Origin of the sequence: Pedobacter nutrimenti (genome assembly GCF_032678445.1) — a bacterium.
Lineage (GTDB): Bacteria > Bacteroidota > Bacteroidia > Sphingobacteriales > Sphingobacteriaceae > Pedobacter > Pedobacter nutrimenti_A.
Map to the genome: position 1 here is coordinate 567132 of NZ_JAVTSQ010000001.1, position 26675 is coordinate 593806.

A 26675-nucleotide genomic window follows, 5' to 3' on the forward strand; every position below is an offset into this window, starting at 1 on the left:
CATTGATAAAAGATCTTATCTTTACTTATTGCAAACATGCAAAGAAGAAGCCTTGAACCTGCAAACCTATATAGAAAGTGGTATTTTGGAACTCTATGTTCTGAATCTGCTCCATGATTCAGAAAGGGCAGAGGTTCAGGATATGATTTCTAAATATCCTGAGCTTAATCAGGAAATAGAAACTATCGAAGTAGCTCTTGAATCGTATGCACAAGTACATGCCGTTGAACCCCCATTCGGACTACAGGAAAGAATTGAACGCAGCATACTGGAAACTGGTAGAACTCCATTTGAGTTGAGACCTGTTGACGAAAACTCAGATATTCAAAAATGGCTTCGCTTTGTTACAGATCGGTTTCCTGAAGCCCTGCATGCCGAAAACTTTTGCGAGCCTATAGGAGAGCAGCCCGGGTTAACACAAGTTCTGGTCGTTTCTTCTGTTGATATTGAAGATGAAACACACGAAGACGTATATGAGAGTTTTTTGATCCTTCAGGGGAAATGTAAATGCACTGTTGACGGCCATAGTTTTTACCTGGAAAAAGGAGGTTACACACAAATCCCCTTGCTCACCAATCATAAGGTAGAAATTGTTGAAGGTCCTGTAATGGCTATTGTTCAGTACCTGTCTGCTTAATACACGATGTTTCCACGGTGTACCAGAGATTTCACCGGAGAGACTCTTGATACAGCTTCTGCCGAACAACTGGCTTCCACCAATACAAAATCTGCTGTATCTCCAGCTTTCGGCCATTGCTGATTGCCCTTGTCATCTAAAGGAAGAATGTTGTGTGTCGCCAGTCTGAGGCTGCGGGAAAGTGCAAATTCATTGCGGTACCCATAAAGCTGGGCCGAAAGATTCACCTTTTGCAAAATACTTCCCGAACCAAATGTACTCCAATGGTCAACGATACAATCATTACCTGCCATCACATCTACGCCATATTTATACAGCGTAGGAATAGGCATAATGGTGCCTGCGAAAGGAATAGTAGAGGTAATGCCTACTTGCGCATTTCCCAGTTTTTCTGCAATTTCATCTGTTTTTTTCTGATCAAGATGGGCCAGGGCGAAGCTATGGCTAACAAAGGTTTTTCCCTTTAAAGCAGGATTTTCTATCACCTTATTGATCAGGTATTCAATTGTTTTCATTCCGGATTCTCCGGATTCATGCAAATGAATATCTATTCCTTTGTGGTTATCCAAAGCCAATTGTACAATGAAATCCATGTGTTTTTCTATACTGCCATCAATACTGTAAGGATCCAGGCCACCAATAAAATCCACATTCATTTTAGCAGCTTCTTTCATCAGGGGCTCTGTTTTAGTATAATAGATTCCATGCTGAGGAAAGGCAACCAGTTCCGCCTGGAAGGAATCTTTTTTATTGGCAAGAGCCTGCTCAAGGTGTCTTAAAGAGTCAAGGCCTGAAGTCGGTTCAATATTGACGTGCGATCTGGCATAATTGGTCCCTTTAGACTGTAAAAGTTCGATCAGCTTTTCTGTGCGGGGTATAGAAGTTTTCAGCAACTCCGGAATCACCTGTTGCTCATAAGCAATCATGTCTTTCACCGTTCTGCGTTTGCTGGAATTTGCCCTCCAGGGAAGACCATAATAAGTTTTATCCAGGTGGATGTGCATGTCCCTAAATGCAGGCAGCATCAATAATCCTTTTGCATCAACAGCATCTGCTTTAGGGTCGTTCGGCAAAACGGCTTTAATTTTTCCATGATCAATTTCAACCATGAACAGATCGGTTGTGGTATGGCTAACCTCATCATCTTTATATTCAAAACCAGTTTCCAACCTTACATTCTTTAGCTTAACTGCTTTACCTGTAGTGGCAGGTTTGACTTGTTCTGTGGCAAGAGCAGGAACTGAACTCAGCAAGCTGCCGCCTGCAGCAAGCAGAATAGAAGAGTTTTTAATAAAGTCTTTGCGCGAAATTGATTGAGGGGCCATAACTTATACGTTTTATGCAAAGTTATCTCCTGAGTAAGATTTAAAATAGTAAAATTCATTCCACTACTTGTATAATTTATAACTGCTCTCTGAATTCGCGTGGAGTTTTTCCAGATTGAAGCTTAAAGAATTTCGAAAAATAGGCCAGATCAAGAAAGCCAAGGTGATAAGCGATCTCTTTGATCGAATGCTTGGAAGTCAGCAACAATCTTTTGGCTTCCAGGATAACCCGGTTCTGGATCACGGAAGTCGCTGAGGTTTGGAAATGTTTTTTACAGAGTATATTGAGGTAGTTGGGCGTAATGTTCAGTTTTTCTGCATAAAAGGCAACCAGTTTTTGTTCTTTAAAATAAGCATCAATTAAAGAAAGGTATTTAAACAGGATGGGCTTTGCATGATAAACTTTTACATCTTCCACCACATGCTCTGCCTCCCGGCTCACCATTTGCGCAATAATTTCTATTCGTGATCTGATGATCTCCCACATGGTGGGGCTAAGAGAGAGTTCATATTGTATCGCCTTAAACTCGTAAAACAACCATTTGAAAGTTTCCGGTTTTAAACTCATCACCGGGTGGTGCTGGTAAAGAACAAAAGAAAAACGCAAAGCATTGGCAAAGGTTTCGAAAACAGCCTTGCTCACCATGATCTGATAAGCTCTGGTTTGCTCATCCAAAATCCAGTGGTGTACCTGATCGGGAAAGAGCAAATGTAATTGATGTTCTGCAACCTGGTGATCAGTAAAATCAATGGTATGAATTCCATTTCCCCTTTCAAACAGAAGAAAAACAAAGAAATCATGTTTGTGTGGTTTTTCGATCCGTTTTTTCCCATGAAGCTCATGGTATTGAAAATTGCTGTCTGACTGCATTTCATCCCGAAACTCAGTAATACCAAGAACAGGGAAATTCTCTTTTTCTTCCATAAAAAAGAAAATTACAAAATTTTCCCTGAAGTGTTATATTGGAGTGTCTTTTATCCAATGTATAGGAAGAGAATAATCCTGACACTGCTGATGCTTTTTCCCCTGTTTATATAGCTCAACTCAAGCAGACCGAACTGAACTTGGAAGGACAGGGCTCTAATAACAAATACAAATAAATACTACTCAATAGGTAGATATTATATATATTTGTCGAAACCAATCCAGCAATCATGAAAAAGAAACCATTTAGCCGTGTTTTAGCGGTATTCGACTGCTGATACAGCCTTTGCTGTTCTGCTGTATAAGTCTGCTTAAACATTTTATGATGGTCAATTTCTCCCATGGAAATTAGGGGAGCAGACTTGCTGTGCGCTGATTTTTTCAGGTGCACCAAGGGCATGAGCGGATCGGTTAAATAAATTAGAAAACCAGTTTGATGATAAAATAAATATGTATTGGAAAAATAAAACCCTGATCTCTATGTTCTGCCTCTCTGTTCTCTCGGGCTCTGCCTTGGCACAACAAGACACACAGCAAAATATAGAAACAAAATTTGACGGCCTGCTGAGCAAGGAAAATATAGGGAAAACAATCAAAGAATTATCGGCCAAACCTCACCATTTAGGCTCAGCAGCAGGAAAAGAAGTGGCCGAAAAAGTGTACAATCAGTTCAAGTCTTATGGATGGGATGCCAAAATTGAAACCTTCTATGTCTTATTTCCTACACCCGTAGAGCGCCAACTCGAGTTGATTGCCCCGGTTAAGTTTACCGCAGAACTGAAAGAACCGGCAGTGCCAGGCGACGCGACTTCGGGGCAGGAGGGACAGTTACCTACTTATAACGCCTGGGGTGCAGATGGCGATGTTACTGCGGCTCTGGTTTATGTAAATTATGGCCTGCCCGCCGATTATGAGGAACTGGAACGACAAGGTGTTGATGTCAAAGGCAAGATCGTCATTGCCAAATACGGCAACTCCTGGCGGGGAATCAAACCAAAAGTAGCCTATGAACACGGTGCAGTGGGCTGTATTATTTATTCAGATCCGATAGACGATGGTTACTACCAGGGAGATGGTTATCCGGAAGGCCCTTTCAAAAATGAACATACCGTGCAACGTGGATCTGTTATGGATATGGTCATCTATCCTGGTGATCCGCTGACCCCAGGTTATGCCTCTGTTAAAAATGCCAAACGACTGGACAGGAAAGATGCCGTTACCATTTTAAAAATTCCAGTACTGCCCATCAGCTATCATGATGCAAAACCCCTGTTGGCCGCTTTAGACGGGCCGGTGGCACCAGCATCCTGGCGTGGGGCACTGCCTTTTACCTACCGCATAGGTGGCAGCAGCAAAACACAGGTTCATTTGAAGATTAAACAGAATTGGGATATTGTGCCTGCCTATGATGTGATTGCCAAGATCAAAGGAAGTGAATACCCGGATGAATGGGTCATCAGAGGAAACCATCATGATGCCTGGGTAAATGGTGCTTCAGATCCGGTAAGCGGGCTGGCCTCCTTACTGGAAGAAGCTAAAGCCATTGGCCAGCTTGCTAAGGAAGGCTACCAGCCAAAAAGAACCCTGGTCTATTGCGCCTGGGATGGAGAAGAGCAATCTCTGCTGGGTTCTACAGAATGGGTTGAAATGCATGCCAAAGAGTTGAGTGATAAGGCAGTGGCTTATATCAATTCAGACGGAAACAGCAGTGGCTTTTTTAATGCAGGTGGTTCACATGCGTTAACGCAATTGGTTACAGATATTGCCAAAGAGGTAAAAGATCCATTCACACAAGCTTCTATATTTGACCGGAAGCGTGCAAGCGAAATCCTTAAAGCACCAGCCCAGAAACGTGCAGAGCTCCTGGATAATAACCAGTATACACTGGGCGCCTTAGGTACCGGATCAGATTATTCTGCTTTTTTACAACATTTGGGCATTCCAAGCCTGAATTTTGCTTTTGGAGGAGAAGCTGGCGGGGGTGAATACCATTCTATTTATGATTCTTATGACAACTATATTCGTTTTAAGGATCCGGATTTTAGCTATGGGGTATCGCTTTCGCAAGCTGCGGGAAGGGCCGTATTACGTTTAGCAGATACAGAAAAATTGCCTTTTGATTTTCAGGGCTTATCTGAAGCCATTAAGAGTTATGTAGATGAACTGGTGGCGCTGGCTGCCACTCAACGGAAAGCAAATGCCCTGCAGAACGAGCTCATTGACAAAGGAATTTACAGTCTTGCAGCAGTACCCAAGGAAAATTTCATTGCACCTAAACGGAAAATACCGGTTCCTGAAATAGATTTTTCACCTTTACTGGCCGCTGCCGATTCTTTACATTACGAAGCATCTAAATTGACAAGAAGACAGAATAATTTTAAAACTGATGCAGCCTCACTTCGTAAAAACAATGAAAAACTATTCCAGGCCGAAAAAATACTATTGCTGGAAACCGGATTACCAAGAAGACCCTGGTACAGCCATAGCATTTATGCTCCCGGATTCTATACAGGCTATGGGGTAAAAACCATTCCAGGTGTTAGGGAAGCATTGGAGGAAGGACATTATGAAGAAGCTGGCCAGGAAATTGAGCGGGTAACCAGCGCCATTAATAAATTAACAGATCACCTTAAAACCATATATTAGAATTGTAAAAATATGAAGAAATTTATTTTAAGCATCGCTATAGCGATAACAAGCCTTGCAGGTTTTAGCCAGGAACAGAAATTCGAAAACCCAAACAGCGATAGCCGGGGCTATCTGGTCAAAGTTGGAGATAAAGCACCCGACGATTTTGAACTGATCCTCCAGGATGGCAAAAAAACAACACTCAAAGAGCTGAGAGGAAAGATTGTTATCCTGCAGTTTACCGCTTCCTGGTGTATAGTTTGCCGAAAGGAAATGCCCTATCTGGAGCGTGACATCTGGCAGGCATACAAAGATAAAGGCGTGGTGCTCATCGGGGTTGACCGTGATGAACCCTTAGAAAAGGTGCAAAAATTTCACCAGGATATGAAAATCACTTATCCGCTGGCCCTCGATCCGGGCGCAGAAATCTTTCAGAAATTTGCAGACAAAAAAGCCGGCGTAACCAGGAACGTCGTGATTGACCGGGAGGGTAACATACAGTTCCTGACCCGTTTGTACGATAAGGAAGAATTTGGCAAGCTCGTTCACGTCATCGATCAGCTGAGTAAAAATTAGGGATCTGAAGGCTTTCCGCTTCTTTTACCTACTTTTACACAAAAATAGAGTACTATGCCTTTTATATCCCTGGGTTTATCATCTGCTTTGTCAAAAGCGCTGAAAGATCAGAATTTCACCATACCAACGCCCATTCAGGAAGCCGCAATACCGGCCATATTAAATAAAAAAGATGTTTTAGGGATTGCCAAAACAGGTTCCGGAAAAACAGCCAGTTATGTTTTACCCCTGTTAATGAATGTGCAAAAAAGCTTTGGAGTGAAAAACCGCCATGCGGATGTATTGGTTTTAGTACCCACACGTGAACTTGCGGTACAAGTCAAAGATGTATTCCAGACTTTTAGCCAGGCACTGCCAGAGTCGATTAAAACACTGGCGGTATATGGAGGGGTTTCTATTAACCCTCAAATGATGGCTTTGCAGGGTGTAAATATCCTGGTTGCTACACCAGGACGTTTATTGGAGCTGGTGGATATGAATGCAGTACACCTCTCCAGTATTGAAACCCTGGTATTGGATGAGGCAGATAAGATCCTCAATCTGGGCTTTAAAGAAGAGGTAGACAAGATTATCGCGCTTTTGCCTAAAAAGCGCCAAAATATACTTTTGTCTGCCACCCTGAATAAGGATATCCAGCATATTCATCAAATTCTGCTTCATGAACCCGTTGTGATTGAGGTAGAAGAGAAAGCAGATTCGATAGAACTGATCAACCAGGTTGCTTATATTGTCTCAGAGGAAAAGAAAGGGCCGTTTTTGCGCCATCTGATCGCTCATCATGAAATGAGGCAGGTACTGGTTTTTGCTTCCTCAGTGCACCAGGTAGATGCAATTGTGAATAAGCTCCGTAAAAATAACTTAGACGCAAAAGCCGTTCACAGTAAAAAAAGTCAGGGCGCAAGAACCGAGGCTTTGCATCAGTTTAAGTCAGGTAAGCTGCGGATATTGGTCGCCACAGATCTGATGGCAAGGGGAATTGATATTGATGATCTTCCCTTTGTGATTAATTACGAATTGCCGCGGTCGCCAAAAGACTACGTTCACCGCATAGGCAGAACCGGCCGGGCAAATACCGCGGGCGATGCCATTTCCCTGGTTAGCCAAAACGAGCTGCATCATTTTGAAGTGATCCAGAAAAAAATGGGGAAGCAGGTGAAATTGATAGACAGCGAAAACTTGTAACCAAAGGTTTTACCGCCAGCAGATGGGGAAATAACAAGAGCGCTTCCTTTTTTCAAAGGGAGCGCTCTTTGTTTATATAAAATCCGCAGGTTTTTGTTCCTCTTTATTTTGTCTACTTTTGCGGAAACACACAATTCATGACAAAAAAACTGTTTGCAGGTTTATGCTTTTGCATTATAAGCCTGAGCACTATTGCCCAACCAGCCCGGCAAAAAAGCAACCGGGAAATGGTGGAAAAGGTAGCATTGAAAAATGCAATCATACTCGATGGAATAGCGACAAATATCCCTTTTAAAGGCTCCATCATTATTCAAAATGGAGTGATCTCCAGGATCTGTAAAGAAGGTGAAGTTTTGCCGGAAGGTATCTCCAGAGAAATTGATTGTACAGGAAAATACATCACGCCAGGTTTATTTGATGCACATGTTCATCTGGCTACCGCAGGGATCCAAACGCCTGAACAAACCAGTGCCAGAATGGAACCCATGTTGTCTAATATGATCAAACACGGCATTACCACAGTAAGGGATATGGCGGGCGACGCACCAACTCTAGCTATTTACCAAAGAGCGAGTGAACTGCAGCAAATTCAGGCTCCTGCTATATTCTATGCAGCACAGTTTGCCGGGCAATCCTATTTTGATCTATATAAAAAAGGTGCAAAGGGCCCGGAAAAGCGCTATCTGGGTACAACGCCATGGTATCGCGCCATTACCCCAAATACGAATATTAAACTGGCCATCGCCGAGGCAAAGGGGGCAGGTGCTTCAGGTATAAAAATATATGCAAATCTAAGCGCAAAGCAAATCGCAGAAATTACAAAGGAAGCGCATTTACAGGGCTTACAGGCCTGGAGTCATGCAGCCGTTTTTCCAGCCAAACCTTCCGATGCGATCCGGGCCGGTGTAAATAGCATGTCCCACAGCCACGACTTTTCTTTTGACCAGCTGCCCGGTGATACGATCAATGTATCTAAAGCCTGGGCAAAGGCCTACAAAGGTATCAAGATAAGCATGCCTGTTCTGGATAAGCAACTTGTTGAAATGAAAAAGAAAGAGATCTTTTTAGACCCTACCGTATTTCATGCCAGTAATAACAAAATGAACAATGCATTTATTGTGACCAGAAGAGCACATGAACTGGGTGTAAAAATTGTTACTGGAACAGATTGGGTTTATCCGGAAAAAGAAGGCGATGTTCCTCTTTTAGGCGAAATGAAAGTACTGGCCGATAGCTGTGATATGAGTACTGCAGAAATTCTGCAAAGTGCTACTTATTACAGTGCCCTGGCCACCGGCCTGAAAGATCGTGGACTGATTAAAGAAGGGATGCGGGCAGATTTATTGGTGCTGGCCGCAGATCCACTTAAAGACTTTGCAAATTTATTTGCACCCTTAATGGTGATCAAAGAAGGAAAAGTGTTATCTGTAAAGGATATGAAATAAGGAAATAATTGCTGAATGCTGGTGAACATTTGGCTCTTCGCCGATGGTTACACGGCTGTTCAATAAACCTGAGCCCGGCGTCTGTAAAGATGGTCGGGCTCAGGTTTTTTAGAATTATGGCTTCTGTATGGTTTAAAGGCTGTTTTTCACTAAAAATCCCCCGTAAAAAATATTTTAAAATAATTCCAGAGTGCAGTGTGGTTGCACTGAGTTGTTTTACATTGGCCCAAAATTAATCGCAATTATTTTTATGAGGCAACGCAATTACATCCTTTTTCTACTGGTGTGTTTAACCGGGGTAGGCTGCAAAGAATTTATAGAACCTTCTATCGAAGACGGGAAGGTCATACTACTGGCACCGGCAAGCAATACAGAAACAAAAGACTACACCCAAACCTTTTGGTGGGAAACCACAGAAGATGCGCTCTACTACCGGCTCCAGGTGGTATCACCAGGTTTTGATCAGATCAATAAACTGATTATTGACACACTCATTAAAACCAATAAATATAAATACACGCTCGATCCCGGAACTTACCAATGGAGGGTCAGGGCAGAAAACGGCAGCAGTCAAACCAGCTATACAACAGCGAACCTGACCATTTATCCAACTTCCATAACAGAACAACAAGTTCAACTGGTTTCTCCGGCCAACAATACCGTAACCAACCAGGCCAATGCAGTATTCAATTGGTTGAAGCTTTTTAGCGCCGATAACTACAAAATCCAGATCGATACCACTGGGAACGGATTTGACAATGCCGCTTCCTTATTTTTGGATAAAACCACTCCAAATGTCAGTTACTCGGTTGCCTTACCTAAAGATAAAGTCTATCAATGGAGAATTAAAGCACTCAGTGGTACACTGGAATCAAAATGGTCTGTGGTACAAAACCTCACTTTCGATGCCACACCACCACCAGTTGTTGTACTCAATAGCCCATCCAATAATTCTACAGTTTCAAATCCTGTTACTTTAAAATGGAACGCCTCTGCCGACGCAAAAAAATACATTTTATACGTCTATAAAGGCGATTCCAACACTGCCTACAACAGCACTTTCCCATTAACCCTGACAGGCTTGTCCTATGTATTCAACCTGGGAACCAGCGGTGAAAAAATCTCCTGGGAAGTGAAGGCGGTAGACGACGCTGGTAATACCAGCGCCAAAGGTGAATTAAGAAGCTTTGTAATACAATAAATCCATGCAACAGGTAAAAAATAAGAAACTTACCTATCTATTACTCTGCGCGGTGGCAGGGGTATGGGGTATTATTTTGTATAAGATCTTCTTTAAAGAAAAGGAAGATCAGGACATTTTTCCATCCATGACGGTTAAAGCAGACCATGAACCTTATGACAAATACACGGTAAAGACCGACACTTTCAAACTTGTTTTAAACTACAGAGATCCCTTTCTCGGAACTGCAGCTCCTGCTTCGAAAACCGAAAAATCTGATATGGCCTCTGTTCCGGTTATAAAGGCGCCTGTTGCAATTCCTCCACCGCTAAACTGGAGTGGTATTCAATATTCCGGACGGATCACCAACCCTGTAAGTAAACGAATAGTATCTATCCTGTCGGTCAATGGAAAAGAGCGGATGATGGCAGAAGGCGAAGTGTTCGAAGGGGTAAAACTTTTAAAAAATCAAAGAGACTCTGTACTGCTCAGCTGGCAGGGGAAACAAAAATACATCAAACAATGACATCAAAAAAATTACCGATCTCTACATTACTGCTCTTTAATCTGTTGGCGTATACGCCTGCAGATGCACAAACGGCTATCAAAGATCTGATTACCCATAAGGTGATTGTAAACTATACCGACCACACCATCGTTGCGTATGTGAAACCCTCTCCAAATGTCCGGGCTTTCAGTAACCTTCAGTATTACTGGTTTTCTGGTCAGCGTATCCAGTCCAGTCAGGGTGGTTATAGCGGTAAATTACTAAATGGTTACTACGAAGATTTCTACGCCAATAAAAATCTCAAAGAAGCAGGTTGGTTTTCAAAAGGATTAAAACAAGGGCCGTGGAAAAGCTGGGATGAAAAAGGCCTGCTGAGAGAAGAATGCAACTGGAGTGCTGGTCAAAAGAACGGGACCTACCGGAAATACGATCATCAGGGAAAACTTAGCCAAACAGGCCATTATAAAAACGACTCTTTAAAAATTAAGGCGGTAAAAATTATGGATAGCACCAAGGTTCTGCATCCTGATACAGTCAGAAAAGGCATCGTTCCAAAATTTATTAAAAACCTGTTTAAACACCATAAATAATGGTTAAAGCCGCCGCTCTCTATATTGTAATTATTGTGTCCATACTGGTGGCCATGATTTCTATATCCTTACTTACGGTTGCCTTTTATTACCGGCTTGGGCAACAAAAGAAACTGAGATTTGAAAGGCTTCACTATAACATCACTTCAGGAATGAATTTGTTGTTGTCAAAAAATTATATCGCATCAGATACGTTAAATCGGCTGGATGTATATGGAGAAGGAAAAGACAGCCTGGAACTCTGTAAAAGGAAATGGGGTGTTTTTGACTTAAATACAGTTAAGGCCTTTGAGCAGACCGATACCCTTAAACAAAGCTTTCTAACCGGCAGTGATTTCGAAGACCAGTCTGCTTTGTACCTGGCAGATGAAGACCGTCCGCTTTCCCTCAGTGGAAGCACCCAGATTATCGGTAACGGCGAACTCCCCAAATCGGGCTTAAAGCAAGCCTATGTAGATGGAAAAGGCTATGAAGGAAAAGAACTCATTAAAGGAAAGATCAAAGACAGCAGCAGAGCGTTGCCAGTGCTCGATCAGCCTATCATAGACAGCTTAAGCCGGTGGTTTATTTCTAAAGTCGGACTGCCCATTCCCGCCGGAGATTCTGTAAACAATTCCTTTTTTGAACCCCTAAAGGTGTACCGTTTAAAAGGAGGAAAAGAAAGACTGGACAACAAGATCCTTAAAGGACATCTGGTCTTAATTTCAGATTCCATCCTTTCCATTGGCCGGGATGTACAACTTCAGGACGTGCAAGTTTTTGCGCCCGCAATCCTCATAGAAGAAGGATTTAAAGGGACCTGTCAGTTATTTGCCAGAGATTCCATTATCATTGGCAAGCACAGCGTTCTTGGCTACCCTTCATTCGCAGGAGTTCTCAAACCAGAGAAGGGGACGTCTCAGTCAAAGATAAAACTCGGCGAAGGAAGCCGCTTTTATGGCACCCTGTTGAGTTATGAAAAGGAAAGAAGTGAGTTGCAAACCTTAATTTCTATAGATAAAGACTGCCTGGTTAAAGGAGAGGTTTACGCAACAGGCTATATCAAATTTGAAAAGCCAGTAAGGGTACAAGGAAAGGTCTATGCCAAGCGCTTTATTATGCAAACCCCAGCAACTTTATACGAAAACTATCTGATAGACATTTCTCTTGACCGTAAATCCCTGAGCCGCTACTACCTGAGTTCATTTCTGATCAAAGCAAACCAAACCAACCCGCAAATACTCAAATGGCTAAACTAAAACTGCAAAAATTAAAGGCCTCTACCTTGCTTGAAGTCATTGTAGCTATGGTCATCATCTTAATCGTATTCGTTATGGCCGCACAGATCTATGCCAATGTGGTGCAGTCTTCACCCTCTGCAGAACAGCAGTATTTACGCGCAACAGCAGAAAACTACTTTCAAAACAGCCTTGAAGAAAAGGAACAGGACAGTGCAGTTCTTCCAGACAGCACAAAAATAGAGAAGAAAACAGAAGCCTATGCCGGCTATACTGATGTTTTTCTGTGTACCGTAACTTTTAGCCGTAATGGTAAAAATATAGGCACCTATCACCGTATTATTCAGAAGGATAAGGAGGAAGCGCATGAATAAGCGTCTGCCTGCATTCACGCTGATGGAGGTTACCATTGCAATGCTCATTTCAGCCATAGCCATTTCCATGACCTACACCATTTACCGCATCGTCAGTAAGTCCTATTTTGATTACTCGGTCAAACAAGATCAAATGGCCGATTTGATGACTGCAGATCAATTGATCCGGACGGACTTCTTTTCTGCCAGCCAGATCAGGAAGACCGAAGGTGGTATGGACCTGCTCCTTAAAGAAGGGCATATTGTCTATGTTTTCGATAAAGAAAGGCTGATGCGAAGCCAGTTTGACCTCAAAACAGACACGTTTAAAATACACGCACAGATCAGCAACGCTTCCTTTGAAAGCAAGGAAGCAGAAAGTGGCGACCGAATTGATCAGGTTAAAATAACAGTGATGGCCGAAGGCCGCAACATTCCCTATATCTACAACAAGAAATACAGCAGTAACGACTTATTTGAATAATTATGCCCTCAATAGACATTTCCAGATATCAGAAAAACAAACCAGTTACTCCTGTAAAAGAAAGCTCCGGACTCTTTTCTTTTATGAATAAAGAAATCAGCTTTGGCAGCGCACAAGTTCCCGATAAAAAGAAGGAGAGTATTTATCTTGAACTCAGTACATTATTGCTGTCTGGTATCGATCTCCGCTCTGCATTAGATCTGATCCTGGTAGATCAGGAACAAGCCAAAGATAAAACGCTGTTTGAAGGCATCAGAAAGCAGATTTTATCAGGTCTTGCTTTGTCTGAGTCTTTAAAAGAGACCGGTAAATTTAGTGATTATGAATACTATAGCCTCAAGATAGGGGAAGAAACAGGTAAACTCGGCGAGGTACTCACCGATCTGGCCAGGTATTATAAAAGTAAGATCCAGCAACGCCGGAAAATTGTGAGTGCAGTATCTTATCCTGTCATTGTTCTTTGCACTTCTATGGGTGCCGTATTTTTCATGATCAAGTTTGTTGTTCCCATGTTTGCAGATGTGTTTTTAAGATTTGGTGGAAAATTACCCTGGATCACTGCATTAATTATCAAAATATCTGGCTGGTTTGATCGTTATTTTCTCCTGATTTTACTTTTCTTTGCAGCTGGAACAGTGTTATACCTCTTTAAGCGGAAAACCAATGTTTTTAGGAAGCTCTCTTCAAGGCTTATATTGAAATTACCTGTTATAGGAGATCTGGTGAAAAAAGTCTACCTGGCACGCTTTGCAAACACCATGCGTTTGTTGGTCAGCACTGATACACCACTCCTCAGGTCAATTGCTCTTGTACGCCAAATGATCAACTACTATCCCATTGAAATTTCTTTATTAAGTGTAGAACAAGATATATTAAAGGGTGAATCCCTTCATAAGAGTTTGTCTGCGTTTCCCTTTTATCCCCCCAAAATGATCCAACTGATCAAAGTAGGAGAAGAGGTGAACCGTATGGACTATTTTTTTGAGAAAATAGCGATGCAGTATACTGAAGAAGTAGAGTACAGAACCAATACTTTAAGCAGTTTACTGGAGCCTCTGATCATCATATTCTTAGGATTGGTGGTTGGGGTGATCTTGATCGCTATGTATCTACCAATGTTTCAAATGAGTAATAATTTTTAATATTTTAAATCGCTCCGATTATGAAAATTGATCTGACACGAGTAATCACTCTGGATTTATTAATCCGTCAAAAATCAACTGGAACGCCAGAAGCCCTGGCAGAACGACTGGGGGTTTCCCGCAGAACGCTCTTTTTTACATTAAATTTTATGAGGGACTACATGGATGCGCCTATTGCTTACAATAGGTTCCGTGAAACGTATTTCTATTCCGAAGAGGGACTTTTTCTTTTCGCGTATAAGAAATATAATGATGCCTTAATAAAAGAAATCTTAAAAAGATCGATTAGAGGGTCCCTTATTTTGACGCTTTTATTAAATATAGAGTTTTCGCAGGTCATGGACTATTTTTCTAGCCTGATATAAACCGCTCTTAACGAGCGATTAAACGAGGTTGCCCACCTGAATACGTTCGGGATAGGATTCTTATTGCCCAGATTTTCTGATGCCGAAAATTTTTTTTCAAAAAAAACTTTAGTGCAGTGTGGTCGCACTGAAGATGTTTAGTATTGCTGCCAGAAATTAATTAGATGATCAATGAATAAATTATGAAAAAGATACTAACCATTTGTTTTTTACTGACCTGCTGGTTCAAGGGATTTTCACAAAGTTCAACAGACCAGAACGGACTCAGAACAACCGTTACAAATTCTTTGAGTGCAGTTAACGACCAGGCTATGCGGTATGAGATTGCAAGAATAGGATACAACTCCTTCCATTGGCAGTCCGGGGGATTAGTAATCATAGAGCTATTTAACAGGTCTTACAAGACCGGCTATGAGAAATACATACTTGAAAATGGTTATGGGCAAGGGGCAAATAGTGGAACACCTGCACTTAAATTGGTAGAGTCGGCAGGTATAGGGCATGATGCAAAAATATCGATTGGACCGACATCAGATTTAACTACTTCACTTGGAGGTTATGTGAACAAATCGCTTCCTGTATACCTTGATGTAAAGGACTATTCTACCTACATAGTTAAATTAACTTATTTGCAGGATAAGGTAGAACAGGTTGTTGATTTAAACCAGATTAAGGTTAATGTGGCACCTGCAGGAACACCGATTCCGAGTTTTTCAGCTCCGTCGATTCTTGATAATAACTTGAGCTCTTCTAAGAATTTAATGGTTACGGGTGACGGGAACCATTACATTTCGAATGGAAATTTAGCAATTGGTACAACCGATCCAAGAGGTTATAAGCTTGCCGTAGCGGGTAATATGATTGCGGAGTCTGTAAAAGTTCAGCTTAAATCAGCCTGGCCGGATTATGTATTCAAAGACGATTATAAACTCACAAGTCTCCAAGAAACCGAAAAACACATCAAAGAAAAAGGCCATTTGCCTGGAATTCCTTCTGCTGCTGAGGTAAAATCTGAAGGGATTGATTTAGGGGAGATGAATAAAAAGCTACTTCAGAAAATTGAAGAACTGACTTTATATCTGATTCAAAAAGATTATCAAAATGAATCATTGAATAAACGAATAGAGAAACTTGAACAAGCTGCTCAAAAAAGATAATATGAAGAAAATACAGATTTTGTCATTCCTTTTATTCACTGGAGTAATAGGAAAGGCTCAAACGAATATTTTTCCAGCCACTGGAAATGTAGGGATAGGTAATGTTACTCCAGTAGAAAAATTAGATGTTACTGGAAGCATATTCCTAAGAAATATGGAAAATTTTGTTGGGGGTGGAGTAGGAATTTCATTTTCGTCTTATAACAACAATCATCCGGGCCCAAGAATAAAGAGCTATTTAGATTATGCTTCGGGAGAACAGTCAAGATCGAGATTGGTCTTAAGTTCTTATTACGGAGGATATAAAGATGAACTGACATTAATGGGAGGAAATGTTGGTATTGGAACAAAAACACCGTCTAATAAAATTTCTGTTGTAGAACCAAGTAATCTAAATGCTTATCTGACAGTTGAAAATAACACAGTAAACACACTCTTTGGTGCCGGAGGGACCACTGTAGGTATTGTCGGAACAATTTCAAACCATCCTTTAACCCTCTATACAAAATTAAATGAAAGGATGAGGATAACAAGTGATGGAGATGTTGGAATTGGTACAACCGATCCAAAAGGTTATAAACTCGCTGTAGCGGGTAATATGATTGCCGAATCTGTCAAAGTTCAATTACAGTCTGCCTGGCCGGATTATGTATTTAAAGGTGATTACAAGCTGACAAGTCTTCAGGAAACGAAAAAATACATCAAAGAGAAGGGACACTTGCCTGGGATTCCTTCTGCTGTGGAGGTGAAATCGGAAGGGATTGATTTAGGGGAGATGAATAAAAAGTTACTTCAGAAAATTGAAGAACTGACACTATATCTGATTCAAATGGAGAAAAAAAACAGTGAGGAAAGATCAGCTCAAGAAAGTAAAATTATTGGTCTTAAAGCGCAAGCTAGTGAACAACAGAAAGATATAAATCGAATGAAGTTAAAAATTAAATCCCATGAAAAAGCTATTTATTAACGCCGCAATTATATTAACGTGCAACATTGCCTACTGCCAGCAAAATTTACTTCCCGCATCCGGAAAAGTTGGAATTGGAACAATTACCCCAGTTTCTCAATTGGAGGTTCTTTCTCCGGCCGCAGTTGGGGGAGAAAGTTTAATGAAATTTAAAGTTTCCGACGCGGCGAACGATTATATGGAAGTGTTGAATTCAACAGGAGGTACAAATATGTTTATGCCCGCTATTAAAGGGGCTGTAAACTCCTCTAATACAACTTCTCTTTATTTCCTTGGAGAAACAAACAGCGTAAATGATATTGGTACTAATCCTATGATAGTTTTTGATTCCAGGCTTAGTAGTGGTCGTGTAAATAACCGTCCATTGTTTGGATGGGATAATTATGGAACGCGATATATGACGATTCAGGCTGGAGGCAATGTTGGTATTGGTACTACGGATCCTTCCGCTAAACTACATATTAACGCTTCTTTAACCGAGTCCGCGATTAAAATTGGAAGTCCGAATGTTCAGGGTAACATAAATGTGCCAGTAGGAGCTAGTACAGGTGGATACAATCTGGATTTCTATACCTGGAGGGATATTCAGGTCGATCAGATAGGTGCGCGTATCCGGGCAGAAAGGATCAATAGCTACCAGCCAAATAATGCGTTGGTTCAATCGATGGACCTCGTTTTTAGTACCTCTACTGGTGGTATTCAAACTGAACTTACTGAAAAATTAAGAATTAATAGCACTGGTAATGTTAGCATTGGTACAAGCGATGCTAAAGGCTACAAACTGGCCGTAAATGGAAATATTCTGGCAACCGAAATTAAGGTGCAGGCAGCTCCCTGGCCAGACTACGTTTTTTCAAAGAATTATAACCTGCCAGCCCTTCAAAGCATAGAGAAGCATATTAAAAAAGAAGGCTATTTGCCAGATATGCCTTCAGCAAAAGAAGTGGAATCAAACGGGATTAATGTAGGTGAGATGAATGCAAAACTGCTGAAGAAAATAGAGGAGCTTACCTTATACATTATTGATCAGAATAAAGAATTGTTGAATCAGAAAGACCAGTTAAACAACTTGAAAAAAGACAACCTTGAACTTAAAAAGGCGGTTTTTGGAAGAAAACGCTAAACTAATTAAACCTAATATTTATTAATATTTAACGCAACTCAGTTATGAAAATTGACATAGAAAGAATTATACTCATCGACAACTTTATAAGAAAAAAATCCACGGGCAAACCAGATGAATTTGCTCAACGGTTGGGAATATCGAGAAGATCATTATTTGGTACCCTCAATTTTATGAAAGCGTCATTAAAAGCACCGATTGTGTATAACAGAGAGGAAAATAGCTACATGTACGAGGAACATGGATTATTCTGTTTTATCTATGATACAAAGCAAAAAGGAGAAATACCTGATCATGAAACCAGAGAATTATAGTCTTCGAAAACCAAAAAACTAAATCGAATCATATTATGAAATTGCAGAAAGTAATTAAGAAGTATATCTATAATCACAAAACTGTTTTTATCCTGTTGTTTGCTCTTTGTTGTTGTTCAAAGACATATGGCCAAGTTCCTGCACAAATTGTCAACCTTCCGGGTACCAATTTTGTCTATGTTGGAAGTTTGACTGATCCGGATTTTTCTGCGGGAAATTCGCAAAAAATAATTGTTAAAATATTTGGTGGCTCCTGGTTTTCAGAATCCAATGGAGAAACTACCTATTATATTTCGAACCGAGCAGGTTTAACGGCAAAACAGGTTAGCGTAGGGAATCAGTCGTCCCGATGGTTCTCTTTAAAAATGTATCAAAATGGCTCAAAGGTAGACTTATATGTTGTTCCAAATCCGGTTGAGTATACCTCGATTGCCGTGACCTCTTTTACTTTCGGTTCTGGTATAAATGCTCAGTTTGTAAATATAACCAATCAAAACAGTCAGCCTGTTGGTACAGACATTACGGCATCGGCAGAGGTTACCCCCTTAATGACAACGGATGGTATGGGGAATGTTGCCCTGGGAACTACAGATACAAAAGGATATAAATTGGCAGTGGCAGGCAATATGATTGCTGAATCTGTTAAAGTCCAGTTAAAAGGCTCCTGGGCGGATTATGTTTTCGAAGATGATTATAAGCTAAAGACGCTGGAAGAGACAGAGGCTTTTGTGAAGAAGAATAAACACCTCCCTGAAATTCCTTCAGCAGCAGAAGTGAAAATCAATGGAATTGATGTAGGTGAGATGAACGCCAAACTGCTCAAAAAGATCGAAGAATTGACCTTACATCTTATAGAGAAAGAGAAAAAAGATAATGACCAACAAAAACAGATAGATCTGCTTAAAGTGCAGGTCGATAAGCTCTTAAAATCAAACAAAAAATCAAAATAATATGAAGATCATTATTCGAAAGAAGAGGGTAACTCGCTACTCCTTCATTGTTGGCCTATGTTCCCTGTTTCTGAATACCAATGTGTTTGCGCAAGATTCTTTGGCTATAAGTAGATATGATGAAAGGGGATTAACCTTATGGACAGGAACTACAGTAGTTACGGATGCAACAGCTCAAGGCGGGAAAGCAATGTTTAGAGCCTCTTCAACTCCTAGTGCTACTTTCTGGTATGGGCCATATAAACACATTCAGGCAGGTAATTATTTGGTACAGGCAAGATTAAAAGTAGCGTCAAATCAGTCAGATGCCAACTTTCTTAATTTTGATGTGGTCAGCACAAACGGGATCGTCAATCAGGGGATTATGTTAAAACCGAGCATGTTTAGAAAAAATAACGAATGGCAGCTATTTACATTATCCGTTCAAGTCCCTGAAAACGCAGAAATTATAGAAATAAGGGGAACCAATTTTATTAGCGGGATCACAGATGTATACATGGATTATGTTACGATAGTGCCAGGAGATGTGAGGGGAGTATATTCACCGGACTATTCTATTGATGGAAAGGGAAATGTAGGAATTGGTACACAGGATACACGAGGGTATAAGCTAGCTGTATCTGGTAATATGATTGCAGAATCCGTTAAAGTCCAGTTAAGGTCTGCCTGGCCGGATTATGTGTTTAAGCAAGATTACACACTTCCATCCTTAGAAGAAACGGAAAAACACATCAAAGAAAAAGGCCATTTAGAAGGGATTCCTTCAGCAGCAGAAGTGAAAACCAATGGAATTGATGTAGGTGAGATGAATGCGAAACTGCTTAAGAAGATCGAAGAATTGACCCTTCAGGTGATTGAACTTAATAAAACGGTTAAACAACAACAATTACAGATAAATACTCTAAAATAAATCATGAAAAAATTAACGTTCATCATTTTGTTCCTCGCTACTATAAGCGTAAAGGCACAAACAACAGGAAGTATAACCGTCGGCGGCGATTTTGATAAGTTCTATCCAACAGTTTGGACAGATGGAGGATGGAGTAACATGGTGCCATCGCAATTAGAGATAGGCAGATCAAACATACATGAAAATGAATCCTGGAGAGGGTCCGTTATGGCAAAGTTTGCCTTCCACATATCTCGTTGGGGAAATGGAGCCAATTTCATCAATGCAGAAATTGTCCAAACACACAATATCTATAACGGTGCAAACCGGGATTTCATAGCAGGATGGAAAGACGCTACTGGAAACAATGCAAGTTTTGATATCGTTATTTGGCTAAGAGGTGGAGGCACAACTTATTATTATAAATCTCTCTATCCAACTACTTGTAAAGTATTTGATGGCGTTGCAAATCCGTTGCCTTTTCAGGAAGAGGGAGGTCCGGCGCTTAGTTTTAAAACAGGCCCTGATCTATATGTGAATTCAGAGGGTTTAACAATTGGTGGCAGCGCTGCCTTTCACGGTGGGGGTACAAATTACTTTGCAGGCAATATTGGAATTGGTACCCAGGATACTCGGGGGTATAAGCTCGCTGTATCTGGGAATATGATTGCAGAATCTGTTAAAGTCCAGCTGAGGTCTGCCTGGCCGGATTATGTCTTTAAGCAAGATTACTCACTTCCTTCTTTAGAAGAAACGGAAAAGCACATCAAAGAAAAAGGTCATTTAGAAGGGGTTCCTTCTGCTGTAGAAGCTAAAACCAATGGAATTGATATAGGTGAGATGAACGCTACTCTACTAAGAAAAATTGAGGAAATGACACTGCAAATGATCCAACTCAACAAAACTGTCAAAAAGCAACAAGTATCAATTACGAATCAGCAAATAGAGATAAACAAATTGAAGAAAAATAAATAATGAAAAAACTAACGTTCATCATCTTGTTCCTTACTACTATAAGTGTAAAGGCACAAACAACAGGAAGTATAACCGTCGGTGGCGATTTTGATAAGTTCTATCCCACAGTTTGGACTGATGGAGGGTGGAATAATATGATGCCTTCGCAATTAGAAATAGGTAGGTCTGTGATTCATGAAAATGGTGATTGGAGAGGGTCGCTTATGGCAAAATTTACTTTCCATGTAGCTCTTTGGGGAAATGGAGCCAACTTCATAAATGCAGAAATTATCCAAACACACAATACCCTAAACAATGCCAACCGGGATTTCATAGCAGGATGGAAAGACGCCAGCGGAAGTAGCGCAACTCTTGATGTCGTTATTTGGCTAAGGGGTGGAGGTACAACTTATCACTATAAATCTCTTTATCCAACTACTTGTAGAGTATTTGATGGCGTTGCAAATCCTTTACCCTTTCAGGAAGAGGGAGGTCCGGCGCATAGTTTTAAAACAGGACCCGATCTATATGTGAATTCAGAGGGTTTAACAAATAGTGGCAGCGCTGCCTTTCACGGTGGAGGCACAAATTACTTTGCCGGAAATATGGGAATTGGTACCCAAGATACACGAGGGTATAAGCTCGCTGTATCCGGGAATATGATTGCAGAATCTGTTAAAGTCCAGCTGCGGTCTGCATGGCCGGACTATGTTTTCGCAAAAGATTACACACTTCCTTCTCTAAAAGAAACAGAAAAGCACATCAAAGAAAAAGGTCATTTGCCAGGGATTCCCTCAGCAGCAGAGGTGAAGAATAACGGAATTGATTTGGGCGAGATGAATGCAAAGCTATTGAAGAAAATTGAAGAATTGACCTTATACCTTATCATGGAAAGTAGTATGAATCGTCAAAACCAGGACCTACTTAAAAAGCAAGATGAAAAGATCAAATTATTATCAGAAAGATTGGACAAACTTACAGGTAACTAACGTTATGAAAAAAATATTAATCATTTCTTTTTCCATTTTAAACTTATTTTCTGTGTCTTCAAAAGCCCAGATTTATCAGGATCCAAATACAGGTAATGTTGGGATAGGAACATCAAATCCATCAAGTAAACTGTCTGTGATTGGGGGAATAACATCCACAGATAACTCTAATATTAACGGAGTAAGTTTAACTCTTGAAAATACTTACTATAAACAATTAAAGGCGACTGGCTACAACTTCCTAATTAGTACAGGATCCGGGGATGGTAGTCTGTTAATTCCATTCCGTGCTGAGGACTATGCACGCCTCAGTAATTTAGGACTAGTAATAGATAAGAATGTAGGCATCGGAACAACAGACACTAAAGGTTACAAACTTGCGGTTGCTGGAAACATGATTGCAGAATCCGTTAAAGTCCAGTTACGGTCTGCCTGGCCAGACTATGTTTTCGCAAAAGATTACACACTTCCTTCTCTAAAAGAAACAGAAAAACACATCAAAGAAAAAGGTCATTTGCCAGGGATTCCCTCAGCAGCAGAGGTGAAGAATAACGGAATTGATTTGGGCGAGATGAATGCAAAATTATTGGAAAAGATCGAAGAGCTTACCTTGCACTTGATTCAGAAAGATAAATTAATAGAAAGTCTGAAAACCAGTAACCAGAAAATTGAAAATAAACAATTAGCTCTTCAGTTGTCCCTGGAAGCCTTGTTAAATCGTCTAAATAAGTTAGAAAATCAAAAAAACTAATCATGAAATATCTAAAATATGGATTGTGTCTGCTTATAACAGGCAGTTGTCTTATCTGTTTTGGTCAAGGACTTGGCCCCAATAAAAATGATGATCTGGAGATATCATCTGTAAGTGGGCAGGCAAATACAAATATTGTTATGAATAAGCAATGGCTATATAGAAGTGAGACAGGAAATGACTGGTTTACTTCTATGGTCGTAGATGGAATAAGCGTAGATTATTCTTTTTTAAAACCAGGGACAAGCAGAACCTGGTGGCTTAGAAATCCATTTTCAGGAGCACAGTCTTGGGGTAATGCAGGAGAAACATATATGGGGATTTATGGGGGGAATTTGGGCATCGGAACAACAGACACTAAAGGATACAAACTTGCGGTTGCTGGAAACATGATTGCGGAATCTGTTAAAGTCCAGCTGCGATCTGCATGGCCGGACTATGTTTTCGCAAAGGATTACACACTTCCTTCTCTAAAAGAAACAGAAAAGCACATCAAAGAAAACAGCCATTTACCCGGAATTCCTTCTGCAGCAGAGGTTAAAAACAATGGCATTGATGTAGGGGAGATGAATGCCAAACTACTCAAGAAGATTGAAGAACTGACCCTGTATGTTATTGATTTGAACAAGAAATCAAACTCCCAGGAAATAATAGTCAAAAAACTACAGAACGAAGTTAAAAAACTAAAGTCTAAGAAATAACACAGATGAAACCTCTATATACTTTACTATTCCTTGCCCTTGCTTTAAGTAAAGCAGGTACCGCTCAAACATTGCAGACTGTTGTAGACAACGGCAATACAGTCACTTCTCCAGTGAGAATTTTTGGACATGCAGATTTTGGAGAGGCCTGGGATCCTACTCCTTACGGAGCTGTACAAATTACACGCCCAGAAAATCTGGATTCCAAGTTCCATCTGTCTTTTATTAGAAGGGGGCAAATGGTTTATGGTATGGGATACCTTTACAATTTTGAAATCTGAGATTTTTGAGCGCCTACCAGTTTACCGAGCTCTTCTTGCGTTAAGTGACGTTGTTGCCTGGCGTGTTTAATTGCTTGTCCAATGATGTCAATTTGAAGTTCATATTCAAATACATCTCGTTCTGGTGTGCCAACTTTACCAATTAACTCATCCTGAACTTTATTTAAACTGTGTGTTTTCATTTACTTATTGTTGAAATTTACTTTAGCATTTTACCTGAATTGTACCAATGTATATTCAGAATTCCATAATAAAAAATATCGGTTCGTTTTTGAAGAATATATAGAGATAAGAGAGTTTTATTCTTTTTAGACCTAGTGAAAAATGGATTTATGTCATCAATAACATAATGAAACTAATACTAAAAAAACCAATAAGTATGCTCGTTATAGCTTCATACTATCAAAACGAAAATTAGACCGATAGAAAAGTTTTCAACAATTATCAGAGTGCAGTGTGGTCGCACTGAGTTTATTTTACTTAGGGCCAAACTATAATCAGTCAATAATAAATGAAGAAAACGCTTTTAACCTCTGCATTCGCCCTGGTATGTATGTATACCTATGGTCAAAATTACATCCCAGCAAGTGGTAACGTTGGATTTGGTACGGGCAATCCACAGTTTAATCTGGAGATCAATTCCGAAATACCCTTTTTGAAAATAAGATCTTCGGTATATACACCTAATCCAACCACGCTCACCATAAAGGGCGGAATTATATTTAATATGGAAAATGCAGATAAAACTGCTGGAATTCTTGAGGCAATTCCTCCAGGAGAACATGTTCCAGGTATACTTTTCGCAACTAAAACAGCCTGGAATGCTCCTGGACCAGGATCTACAGACTGGTATCATAGAATGTTCATCCATCCAAATGGAAACGTTGGAATTGGCACTACAGATCCTCGGGGTAATCTTGACGTAAAAGGACAAGTTGTAGTTTCTGGTAATGGCGCAGCGATTAATTTTCTAGATAGAGAAGATAACTCAAAAATTCTGCAGCTGTACAATACCAATGGCAACCTGAATCTTTATACTTCTGGATATGGAGCACCTGATAACAAAATTACATTTACTTCAACCGGGCGGATTGGAATCGGAACGACGACGCCGAAGGAGGAGTTATCTGTTAATGGGAAGATTCGGGCAAAAGAAATAAAGGTAGAAACAGCCAATTGGCCTGACTATGTATTTGCTAAAGATTACCCTCTCCCTTCTTTAAAAGAAACAGAGAAACATATCCATGAAAATGGCCATTTGCCTGGCATTCCTTCCGCGAACGAGGTCAAATCTAATGGAATTGATTTGGGAGAGATGAATGCAATTCTGCTTAAAAAGATAGAAGAGCTAACACTTCATTTAATTGAGCAACAAAAGCAGATAGAGGATTTACAGAAAGATCGTATGAATTCAACAACTAAGAAATTCAAGACAAAAAATAGGCGATAGGCACTGTTAAGTTATAGAAAATTAGATCGATAGAAAAAGTTATCAACATTTTCTTTAGTGCAGTGTGGTCGCACTGAGTTTCTTTTAATTAGCTCCAAATAAATCAATAACGTATTTAATGAAGAAAACGCTTTTAACCTCCGTATTTGCTCTGGTATGCATGTATACCTTTGGTCAAAACAACTACCCTTCAATAGGTAATGTTGGAATTGGCACGAACAATCCACAGTTTAATCTCGAAATCAATGGCGAAGTCCCCTTTCTCAAGATAAGATCTTCGGTATATACTTATAATCCAGCAGTATTAACAATCAAAGGCGGGATCATATTTAATCAGGAAAACCCCGACAAAACTGCTGCAATTCTTGAAGCAGTTCCCCCGGGATATCATGTTCCAGGTATTTTGTTTGGCACAAAAACCTTCTATGATAATCCGGGAGGAGGATCTACAGACTGGTACCACAGAATGTTCATCCATCCAAATGGAAACGTTGGAATTGGTACTACCGATCCAACCGATAAACTCTCTGTTAATGGGAAGATTCGGGCAAAAGAAATAAAGGTAGAAACAGCCAATTGGCCTGACTATGTGTTCAAGAAAGACTATCAACTTCCCTCACTAGAAGAAACAGAAAACCAGATTAAAGAACATGGCCATTTACCCGGAATTCCTTCCGCTACAGAGGTGAAAACTAATGGAATTGATTTGGGTGAGATGAATGCAAAACTACTGAAGAAGATCGAAGAACTGACTTTGTATTTGATAGAGCAACAAAAGCAAATCCAAGAACTGGAGAAAACAATTAAATGCATTTCTATAAAGTAGACCTCAAACTCCAAATCGTAATATCAATAGTCACGAGATATACACTTAAAGATAACACTCTATGAAAGTTAAATACATTATCGCCACTATCTTTTTTATGTGGCTTTTCGGTGGAATAGATCCTGTCAACGGACAAACCAGCTATAATAATCTTCCAGTCTTAATACCACCAGCGCCTAATGCCGCAGAACTGGGTAAATATGGCAATTTGGATATCGGTTTGCAAACAGGTTCATTGAACTTTGAAGTACCATTATATAGTATTGAAGGAAATAAATGGGCAATGCCAATAAATCTGCAATATTCAACATCTGGGATAAAAGTTGACCAAATCGCATCCCGGGTAGGGTTGGGTTGGGCATTGAATGCCGGAGGTGTAATTACGAGGAATGTTAACGGACAACCCGACAGACCTGGAAATAGATCCACCTTACCTGCTGACTGGAACTCATTTAACCAAAGTTTTTTAGACTATTTGCATAATGCAACAGGAGCAAGCCCTTATAATACTGAGCCTGACGAATTCATGTATAACTTTAATGGATATGCTGGTAAATTTATTTTGGATAGTGCCGATCAAATTGTTTCAATACCTCATAACAATCTGAAGATAAAATATCTATACCAAAATTCTGAATCTTCCACCATTACCATCACTACTCCCGACGGTGCAGTTTATTATTTCAATACCATTGAATTAACCTCTTCAAATTCAACTTGCTATGGATCTTCTTCTGGTCCCTACGCCTCTCGTTTACCAACATCC

30 protein-coding genes are annotated in these 26675 nt (G+C 40.3%); 27 read left to right on the forward strand and 3 right to left on the reverse strand.

The window, feature by feature from the left end; translation table 11 throughout:
• Positions 1 to 28: 28 nt before the first annotated feature.
• Positions 29 to 637 carry a hypothetical protein gene (locus tag R2S08_RS02545; protein WP_316833717.1) on the forward strand — a complete coding sequence of 203 codons (609 nt, stop codon included), beginning with the start codon at positions 29 to 31 and terminating at the stop codon, positions 635 to 637.
• On the opposite strand, the gene R2S08_RS02550 is transcribed toward R2S08_RS02545, so the two are convergent.
• On the reverse strand, positions 634 to 1962 hold the full coding sequence (locus R2S08_RS02550; protein WP_316833718.1) for an amidohydrolase: 1329 nt from the start codon (positions 1960 to 1962) through the stop codon (positions 634 to 636). The two genes, R2S08_RS02545 and R2S08_RS02550, sit on opposite strands and share 4 nt — an antisense overlap.
• A 76-nt stretch (positions 1963 to 2038) precedes the next feature.
• Positions 2039 to 2887, reverse strand: a complete 849-nt coding sequence (locus tag R2S08_RS02555) for a helix-turn-helix transcriptional regulator (protein WP_316833719.1) — start codon at positions 2885 to 2887, stop codon at positions 2039 to 2041.
• Positions 2888 to 3337: 450 nt separating this feature from the next.
• Here R2S08_RS02555 and R2S08_RS02560 point away from each other — a divergent pair, with 450 nt between their 5' ends.
• The 23 genes from R2S08_RS02560 (at position 3338) to R2S08_RS02670 (ending at position 23633) form a co-directional block, all read left to right on the forward strand.
• Complete coding sequence (locus tag R2S08_RS02560; protein WP_316833720.1) at positions 3338 to 5533, forward strand: transferrin receptor-like dimerization domain-containing protein; 2196 nt, start codon at positions 3338 to 3340, stop codon at positions 5531 to 5533.
• 12 nt (positions 5534 to 5545) lie between these two features.
• The gene (locus R2S08_RS02565) at positions 5546 to 6091 is read left to right on the forward strand and encodes a TlpA disulfide reductase family protein (RefSeq protein ID WP_316833721.1); all 546 of its coding nucleotides are present in this window, start codon (positions 5546 to 5548) and stop codon (positions 6089 to 6091) included.
• A gap of 54 nt (positions 6092 to 6145) precedes the next feature.
• Positions 6146 to 7273, forward strand: a complete 1128-nt coding sequence (locus tag R2S08_RS02570) for a DEAD/DEAH box helicase (RefSeq protein WP_316833722.1) — start codon at positions 6146 to 6148, stop codon at positions 7271 to 7273.
• A 137-nt stretch (positions 7274 to 7410) separates the two neighbouring features.
• A complete protein-coding gene (locus R2S08_RS02575; RefSeq protein ID WP_316833723.1) occupies positions 7411 to 8718 on the forward strand; it encodes an amidohydrolase family protein in 1308 nt (435 codons plus the stop codon).
• A 250-nt stretch (positions 8719 to 8968) separates the two neighbouring features.
• Positions 8969 to 9919, forward strand: coding sequence for a hypothetical protein (locus tag R2S08_RS02580; RefSeq protein WP_316833724.1), 951 nt, complete (start codon positions 8969 to 8971; stop codon positions 9917 to 9919).
• A 4-nt stretch (positions 9920 to 9923) separates the two neighbouring features.
• Positions 9924 to 10424 carry a hypothetical protein gene (locus R2S08_RS02585; protein WP_316833725.1) on the forward strand — a complete coding sequence of 167 codons (501 nt, stop codon included), beginning with the start codon at positions 9924 to 9926 and terminating at the stop codon, positions 10422 to 10424.
• Positions 10421 to 10996 (forward strand): hypothetical protein, encoded by a 576-nt coding sequence (locus R2S08_RS02590; protein ID WP_316833726.1) that lies wholly within the window; start codon positions 10421 to 10423, stop codon positions 10994 to 10996. The genes R2S08_RS02585 and R2S08_RS02590 overlap by 4 nt, the downstream gene beginning before the upstream one ends.
• Complete coding sequence (locus R2S08_RS02595; protein WP_316833727.1) at positions 10996 to 12234, forward strand: hypothetical protein; 1239 nt, start codon at positions 10996 to 10998, stop codon at positions 12232 to 12234. The genes R2S08_RS02590 and R2S08_RS02595 overlap by 1 nt, the downstream gene beginning before the upstream one ends.
• Positions 12222 to 12587, forward strand: coding sequence for a type II secretion system protein (locus R2S08_RS02600; protein ID WP_316833728.1), 366 nt, complete (start codon positions 12222 to 12224; stop codon positions 12585 to 12587). Before R2S08_RS02595 ends, R2S08_RS02600 begins: the two co-directional genes overlap by 13 nt.
• Complete coding sequence (locus R2S08_RS02605) at positions 12580 to 13050, forward strand: type II secretion system protein J (protein WP_316833729.1); 471 nt, start codon at positions 12580 to 12582, stop codon at positions 13048 to 13050. Before R2S08_RS02600 ends, R2S08_RS02605 begins: the two co-directional genes overlap by 8 nt.
• 2 nt (positions 13051 to 13052) lie before the next feature.
• A complete protein-coding gene (locus R2S08_RS02610; protein ID WP_316833730.1) occupies positions 13053 to 14192 on the forward strand; it encodes a type II secretion system F family protein in 1140 nt (379 codons plus the stop codon).
• A 20-nt stretch (positions 14193 to 14212) separates the two neighbouring features.
• Complete coding sequence (locus R2S08_RS02615; RefSeq protein WP_208300769.1) at positions 14213 to 14557, forward strand: hypothetical protein; 345 nt, start codon at positions 14213 to 14215, stop codon at positions 14555 to 14557.
• 182 nt (positions 14558 to 14739) lie between these two features.
• Positions 14740 to 15714: a hypothetical protein gene (locus R2S08_RS02620; protein WP_316833731.1), complete on the forward strand. Its 975-nt coding sequence runs from the start codon at positions 14740 to 14742 to the stop codon at positions 15712 to 15714.
• A gap of 1 nt (position 15715) precedes the next feature.
• Positions 15716 to 16681, forward strand: a complete 966-nt coding sequence (locus R2S08_RS02625; RefSeq protein WP_316833732.1) for a hypothetical protein — start codon at positions 15716 to 15718, stop codon at positions 16679 to 16681.
• Positions 16662 to 17804: a hypothetical protein gene (locus tag R2S08_RS02630; protein WP_316833733.1), complete on the forward strand. Its 1143-nt coding sequence runs from the start codon at positions 16662 to 16664 to the stop codon at positions 17802 to 17804. Before R2S08_RS02625 ends, R2S08_RS02630 begins: the two co-directional genes overlap by 20 nt.
• Positions 17805 to 17848: 44 nt before the next feature.
• Positions 17849 to 18118 carry a hypothetical protein gene (locus tag R2S08_RS02635; protein WP_316833734.1) on the forward strand — a complete coding sequence of 90 codons (270 nt, stop codon included), beginning with the start codon at positions 17849 to 17851 and terminating at the stop codon, positions 18116 to 18118.
• Positions 18119 to 18153: 35 nt separating this feature from the next.
• Positions 18154 to 19068 carry a hypothetical protein gene (locus R2S08_RS02640; RefSeq protein WP_316833735.1) on the forward strand — a complete coding sequence of 305 codons (915 nt, stop codon included), beginning with the start codon at positions 18154 to 18156 and terminating at the stop codon, positions 19066 to 19068.
• Position 19069: 1 nt separating this feature from the next.
• Positions 19070 to 19978 carry a hypothetical protein gene (locus R2S08_RS02645; RefSeq protein WP_316833736.1) on the forward strand — a complete coding sequence of 303 codons (909 nt, stop codon included), beginning with the start codon at positions 19070 to 19072 and terminating at the stop codon, positions 19976 to 19978.
• A 3-nt stretch (positions 19979 to 19981) separates the two neighbouring features.
• The gene (locus R2S08_RS02650; RefSeq protein WP_316833737.1) at positions 19982 to 20932 is read left to right on the forward strand and encodes a hypothetical protein; all 951 of its coding nucleotides are present in this window, start codon (positions 19982 to 19984) and stop codon (positions 20930 to 20932) included.
• On the forward strand, positions 20932 to 21900 hold the full coding sequence (locus tag R2S08_RS02655; protein ID WP_316833738.1) for a hypothetical protein: 969 nt from the start codon (positions 20932 to 20934) through the stop codon (positions 21898 to 21900). The genes R2S08_RS02650 and R2S08_RS02655 overlap by 1 nt, the downstream gene beginning before the upstream one ends.
• Before the next feature lie 4 nt (positions 21901 to 21904).
• Entirely contained in the window at positions 21905 to 22651 is a 747-nt protein-coding gene (locus R2S08_RS02660) for a hypothetical protein (protein WP_316833739.1), read from the forward strand.
• 2 nt (positions 22652 to 22653) lie between these two features.
• Positions 22654 to 23352 carry a hypothetical protein gene (locus R2S08_RS02665; RefSeq protein ID WP_316833740.1) on the forward strand — a complete coding sequence of 233 codons (699 nt, stop codon included), beginning with the start codon at positions 22654 to 22656 and terminating at the stop codon, positions 23350 to 23352.
• 5 nt (positions 23353 to 23357) lie between these two features.
• A complete protein-coding gene (locus R2S08_RS02670; protein ID WP_316833741.1) occupies positions 23358 to 23633 on the forward strand; it encodes a hypothetical protein in 276 nt (91 codons plus the stop codon).
• Here R2S08_RS02670 and R2S08_RS02675 read toward each other — a convergent pair.
• Complete coding sequence (locus R2S08_RS02675) at positions 23615 to 23815, reverse strand: helix-turn-helix transcriptional regulator (protein ID WP_316833742.1); 201 nt, start codon at positions 23813 to 23815, stop codon at positions 23615 to 23617. The genes R2S08_RS02670 and R2S08_RS02675 overlap by 19 nt on opposite strands.
• Positions 23816 to 24144: 329 nt before the next feature.
• On the opposite strand from R2S08_RS02675, the gene R2S08_RS02680 reads away from it, so the two are divergent.
• The 3 genes from R2S08_RS02680 to R2S08_RS02690 form a co-directional block, all read left to right on the forward strand.
• On the forward strand, positions 24145 to 25083 hold the full coding sequence (locus R2S08_RS02680; RefSeq protein ID WP_316833743.1) for a hypothetical protein: 939 nt from the start codon (positions 24145 to 24147) through the stop codon (positions 25081 to 25083).
• Positions 25084 to 25201: 118 nt separating this feature from the next.
• Positions 25202 to 25909: a hypothetical protein gene (locus tag R2S08_RS02685; RefSeq protein WP_316833744.1), complete on the forward strand. Its 708-nt coding sequence runs from the start codon at positions 25202 to 25204 to the stop codon at positions 25907 to 25909.
• Between the two features lie 61 nt (positions 25910 to 25970).
• On the forward strand, positions 25971 to 26675 hold a 705-nt coding region (locus tag R2S08_RS02690; RefSeq protein WP_316833745.1), incomplete at its 3' end, for a hypothetical protein.

Excerpts from the sequence above, each read along its gene's own strand:
- R2S08_RS02560 (WP_316833720.1), top strand. The coding sequence starts at position 3,338 with ATGTATTGGAAAAATAAAACCCTGATCTCTATGTTCTGCCTCTCTGTT.
- R2S08_RS02655 (WP_316833738.1), top strand. The coding sequence starts at position 20,932 with ATGAAAAAACTAACGTTCATCATCTTGTTCCTTACTACTATAAGTGTA.
- R2S08_RS02575 (WP_316833723.1), top strand. The coding sequence starts at position 7,411 with ATGACAAAAAAACTGTTTGCAGGTTTATGCTTTTGCATTATAAGCCTG.
- R2S08_RS02600 (WP_316833728.1), top strand. The coding sequence starts at position 12,222 with ATGGCTAAACTAAAACTGCAAAAATTAAAGGCCTCTACCTTGCTTGAA.
- R2S08_RS02630 (WP_316833733.1), top strand. The coding sequence starts at position 16,662 with ATGAAAAAGCTATTTATTAACGCCGCAATTATATTAACGTGCAACATT.
- R2S08_RS02670 (WP_316833741.1), top strand. The coding sequence starts at position 23,358 with ATGAAACCTCTATATACTTTACTATTCCTTGCCCTTGCTTTAAGTAAA.
- R2S08_RS02595 (WP_316833727.1), top strand. The coding sequence starts at position 10,996 with ATGGTTAAAGCCGCCGCTCTCTATATTGTAATTATTGTGTCCATACTG.
- R2S08_RS02585 (WP_316833725.1), top strand. The coding sequence starts at position 9,924 with ATGCAACAGGTAAAAAATAAGAAACTTACCTATCTATTACTCTGCGCG.
- R2S08_RS02620 (WP_316833731.1), top strand. The coding sequence starts at position 14,740 with ATGAAAAAGATACTAACCATTTGTTTTTTACTGACCTGCTGGTTCAAG.
- R2S08_RS02565 (WP_316833721.1), top strand. The coding sequence starts at position 5,546 with ATGAAGAAATTTATTTTAAGCATCGCTATAGCGATAACAAGCCTTGCA.
- R2S08_RS02610 (WP_316833730.1), top strand. The coding sequence starts at position 13,053 with ATGCCCTCAATAGACATTTCCAGATATCAGAAAAACAAACCAGTTACT.
- R2S08_RS02570 (WP_316833722.1), top strand. The coding sequence starts at position 6,146 with ATGCCTTTTATATCCCTGGGTTTATCATCTGCTTTGTCAAAAGCGCTG.
- R2S08_RS02645 (WP_316833736.1), top strand. The coding sequence starts at position 19,070 with ATGAAGATCATTATTCGAAAGAAGAGGGTAACTCGCTACTCCTTCATT.
- R2S08_RS02615 (WP_208300769.1), top strand. The coding sequence starts at position 14,213 with ATGAAAATTGATCTGACACGAGTAATCACTCTGGATTTATTAATCCGT.
- R2S08_RS02555 (WP_316833719.1), bottom strand. The coding sequence starts at position 2,887 with ATGGAAGAAAAAGAGAATTTCCCTGTTCTTGGTATTACTGAGTTTCGG.
- R2S08_RS02680 (WP_316833743.1), top strand. The coding sequence starts at position 24,145 with ATGAAGAAAACGCTTTTAACCTCTGCATTCGCCCTGGTATGTATGTAT.
- R2S08_RS02650 (WP_316833737.1), top strand. The coding sequence starts at position 19,982 with ATGAAAAAATTAACGTTCATCATTTTGTTCCTCGCTACTATAAGCGTA.
- R2S08_RS02675 (WP_316833742.1), bottom strand. The coding sequence starts at position 23,815 with ATGAAAACACACAGTTTAAATAAAGTTCAGGATGAGTTAATTGGTAAA.
- R2S08_RS02580 (WP_316833724.1), top strand. The coding sequence starts at position 8,969 with ATGAGGCAACGCAATTACATCCTTTTTCTACTGGTGTGTTTAACCGGG.
- R2S08_RS02635 (WP_316833734.1), top strand. The coding sequence starts at position 17,849 with ATGAAAATTGACATAGAAAGAATTATACTCATCGACAACTTTATAAGA.
- R2S08_RS02665 (WP_316833740.1), top strand. The coding sequence starts at position 22,654 with ATGAAATATCTAAAATATGGATTGTGTCTGCTTATAACAGGCAGTTGT.
- R2S08_RS02550 (WP_316833718.1), bottom strand. The coding sequence starts at position 1,962 with ATGGCCCCTCAATCAATTTCGCGCAAAGACTTTATTAAAAACTCTTCT.
- R2S08_RS02590 (WP_316833726.1), top strand. The coding sequence starts at position 10,421 with ATGACATCAAAAAAATTACCGATCTCTACATTACTGCTCTTTAATCTG.
- R2S08_RS02640 (WP_316833735.1), top strand. The coding sequence starts at position 18,154 with ATGAAATTGCAGAAAGTAATTAAGAAGTATATCTATAATCACAAAACT.
- R2S08_RS02625 (WP_316833732.1), top strand. The coding sequence starts at position 15,716 with ATGAAGAAAATACAGATTTTGTCATTCCTTTTATTCACTGGAGTAATA.
- R2S08_RS02685 (WP_316833744.1), top strand. The coding sequence starts at position 25,202 with ATGAAGAAAACGCTTTTAACCTCCGTATTTGCTCTGGTATGCATGTAT.
- R2S08_RS02660 (WP_316833739.1), top strand. The coding sequence starts at position 21,905 with ATGAAAAAAATATTAATCATTTCTTTTTCCATTTTAAACTTATTTTCT.
- R2S08_RS02605 (WP_316833729.1), top strand. The coding sequence starts at position 12,580 with ATGAATAAGCGTCTGCCTGCATTCACGCTGATGGAGGTTACCATTGCA.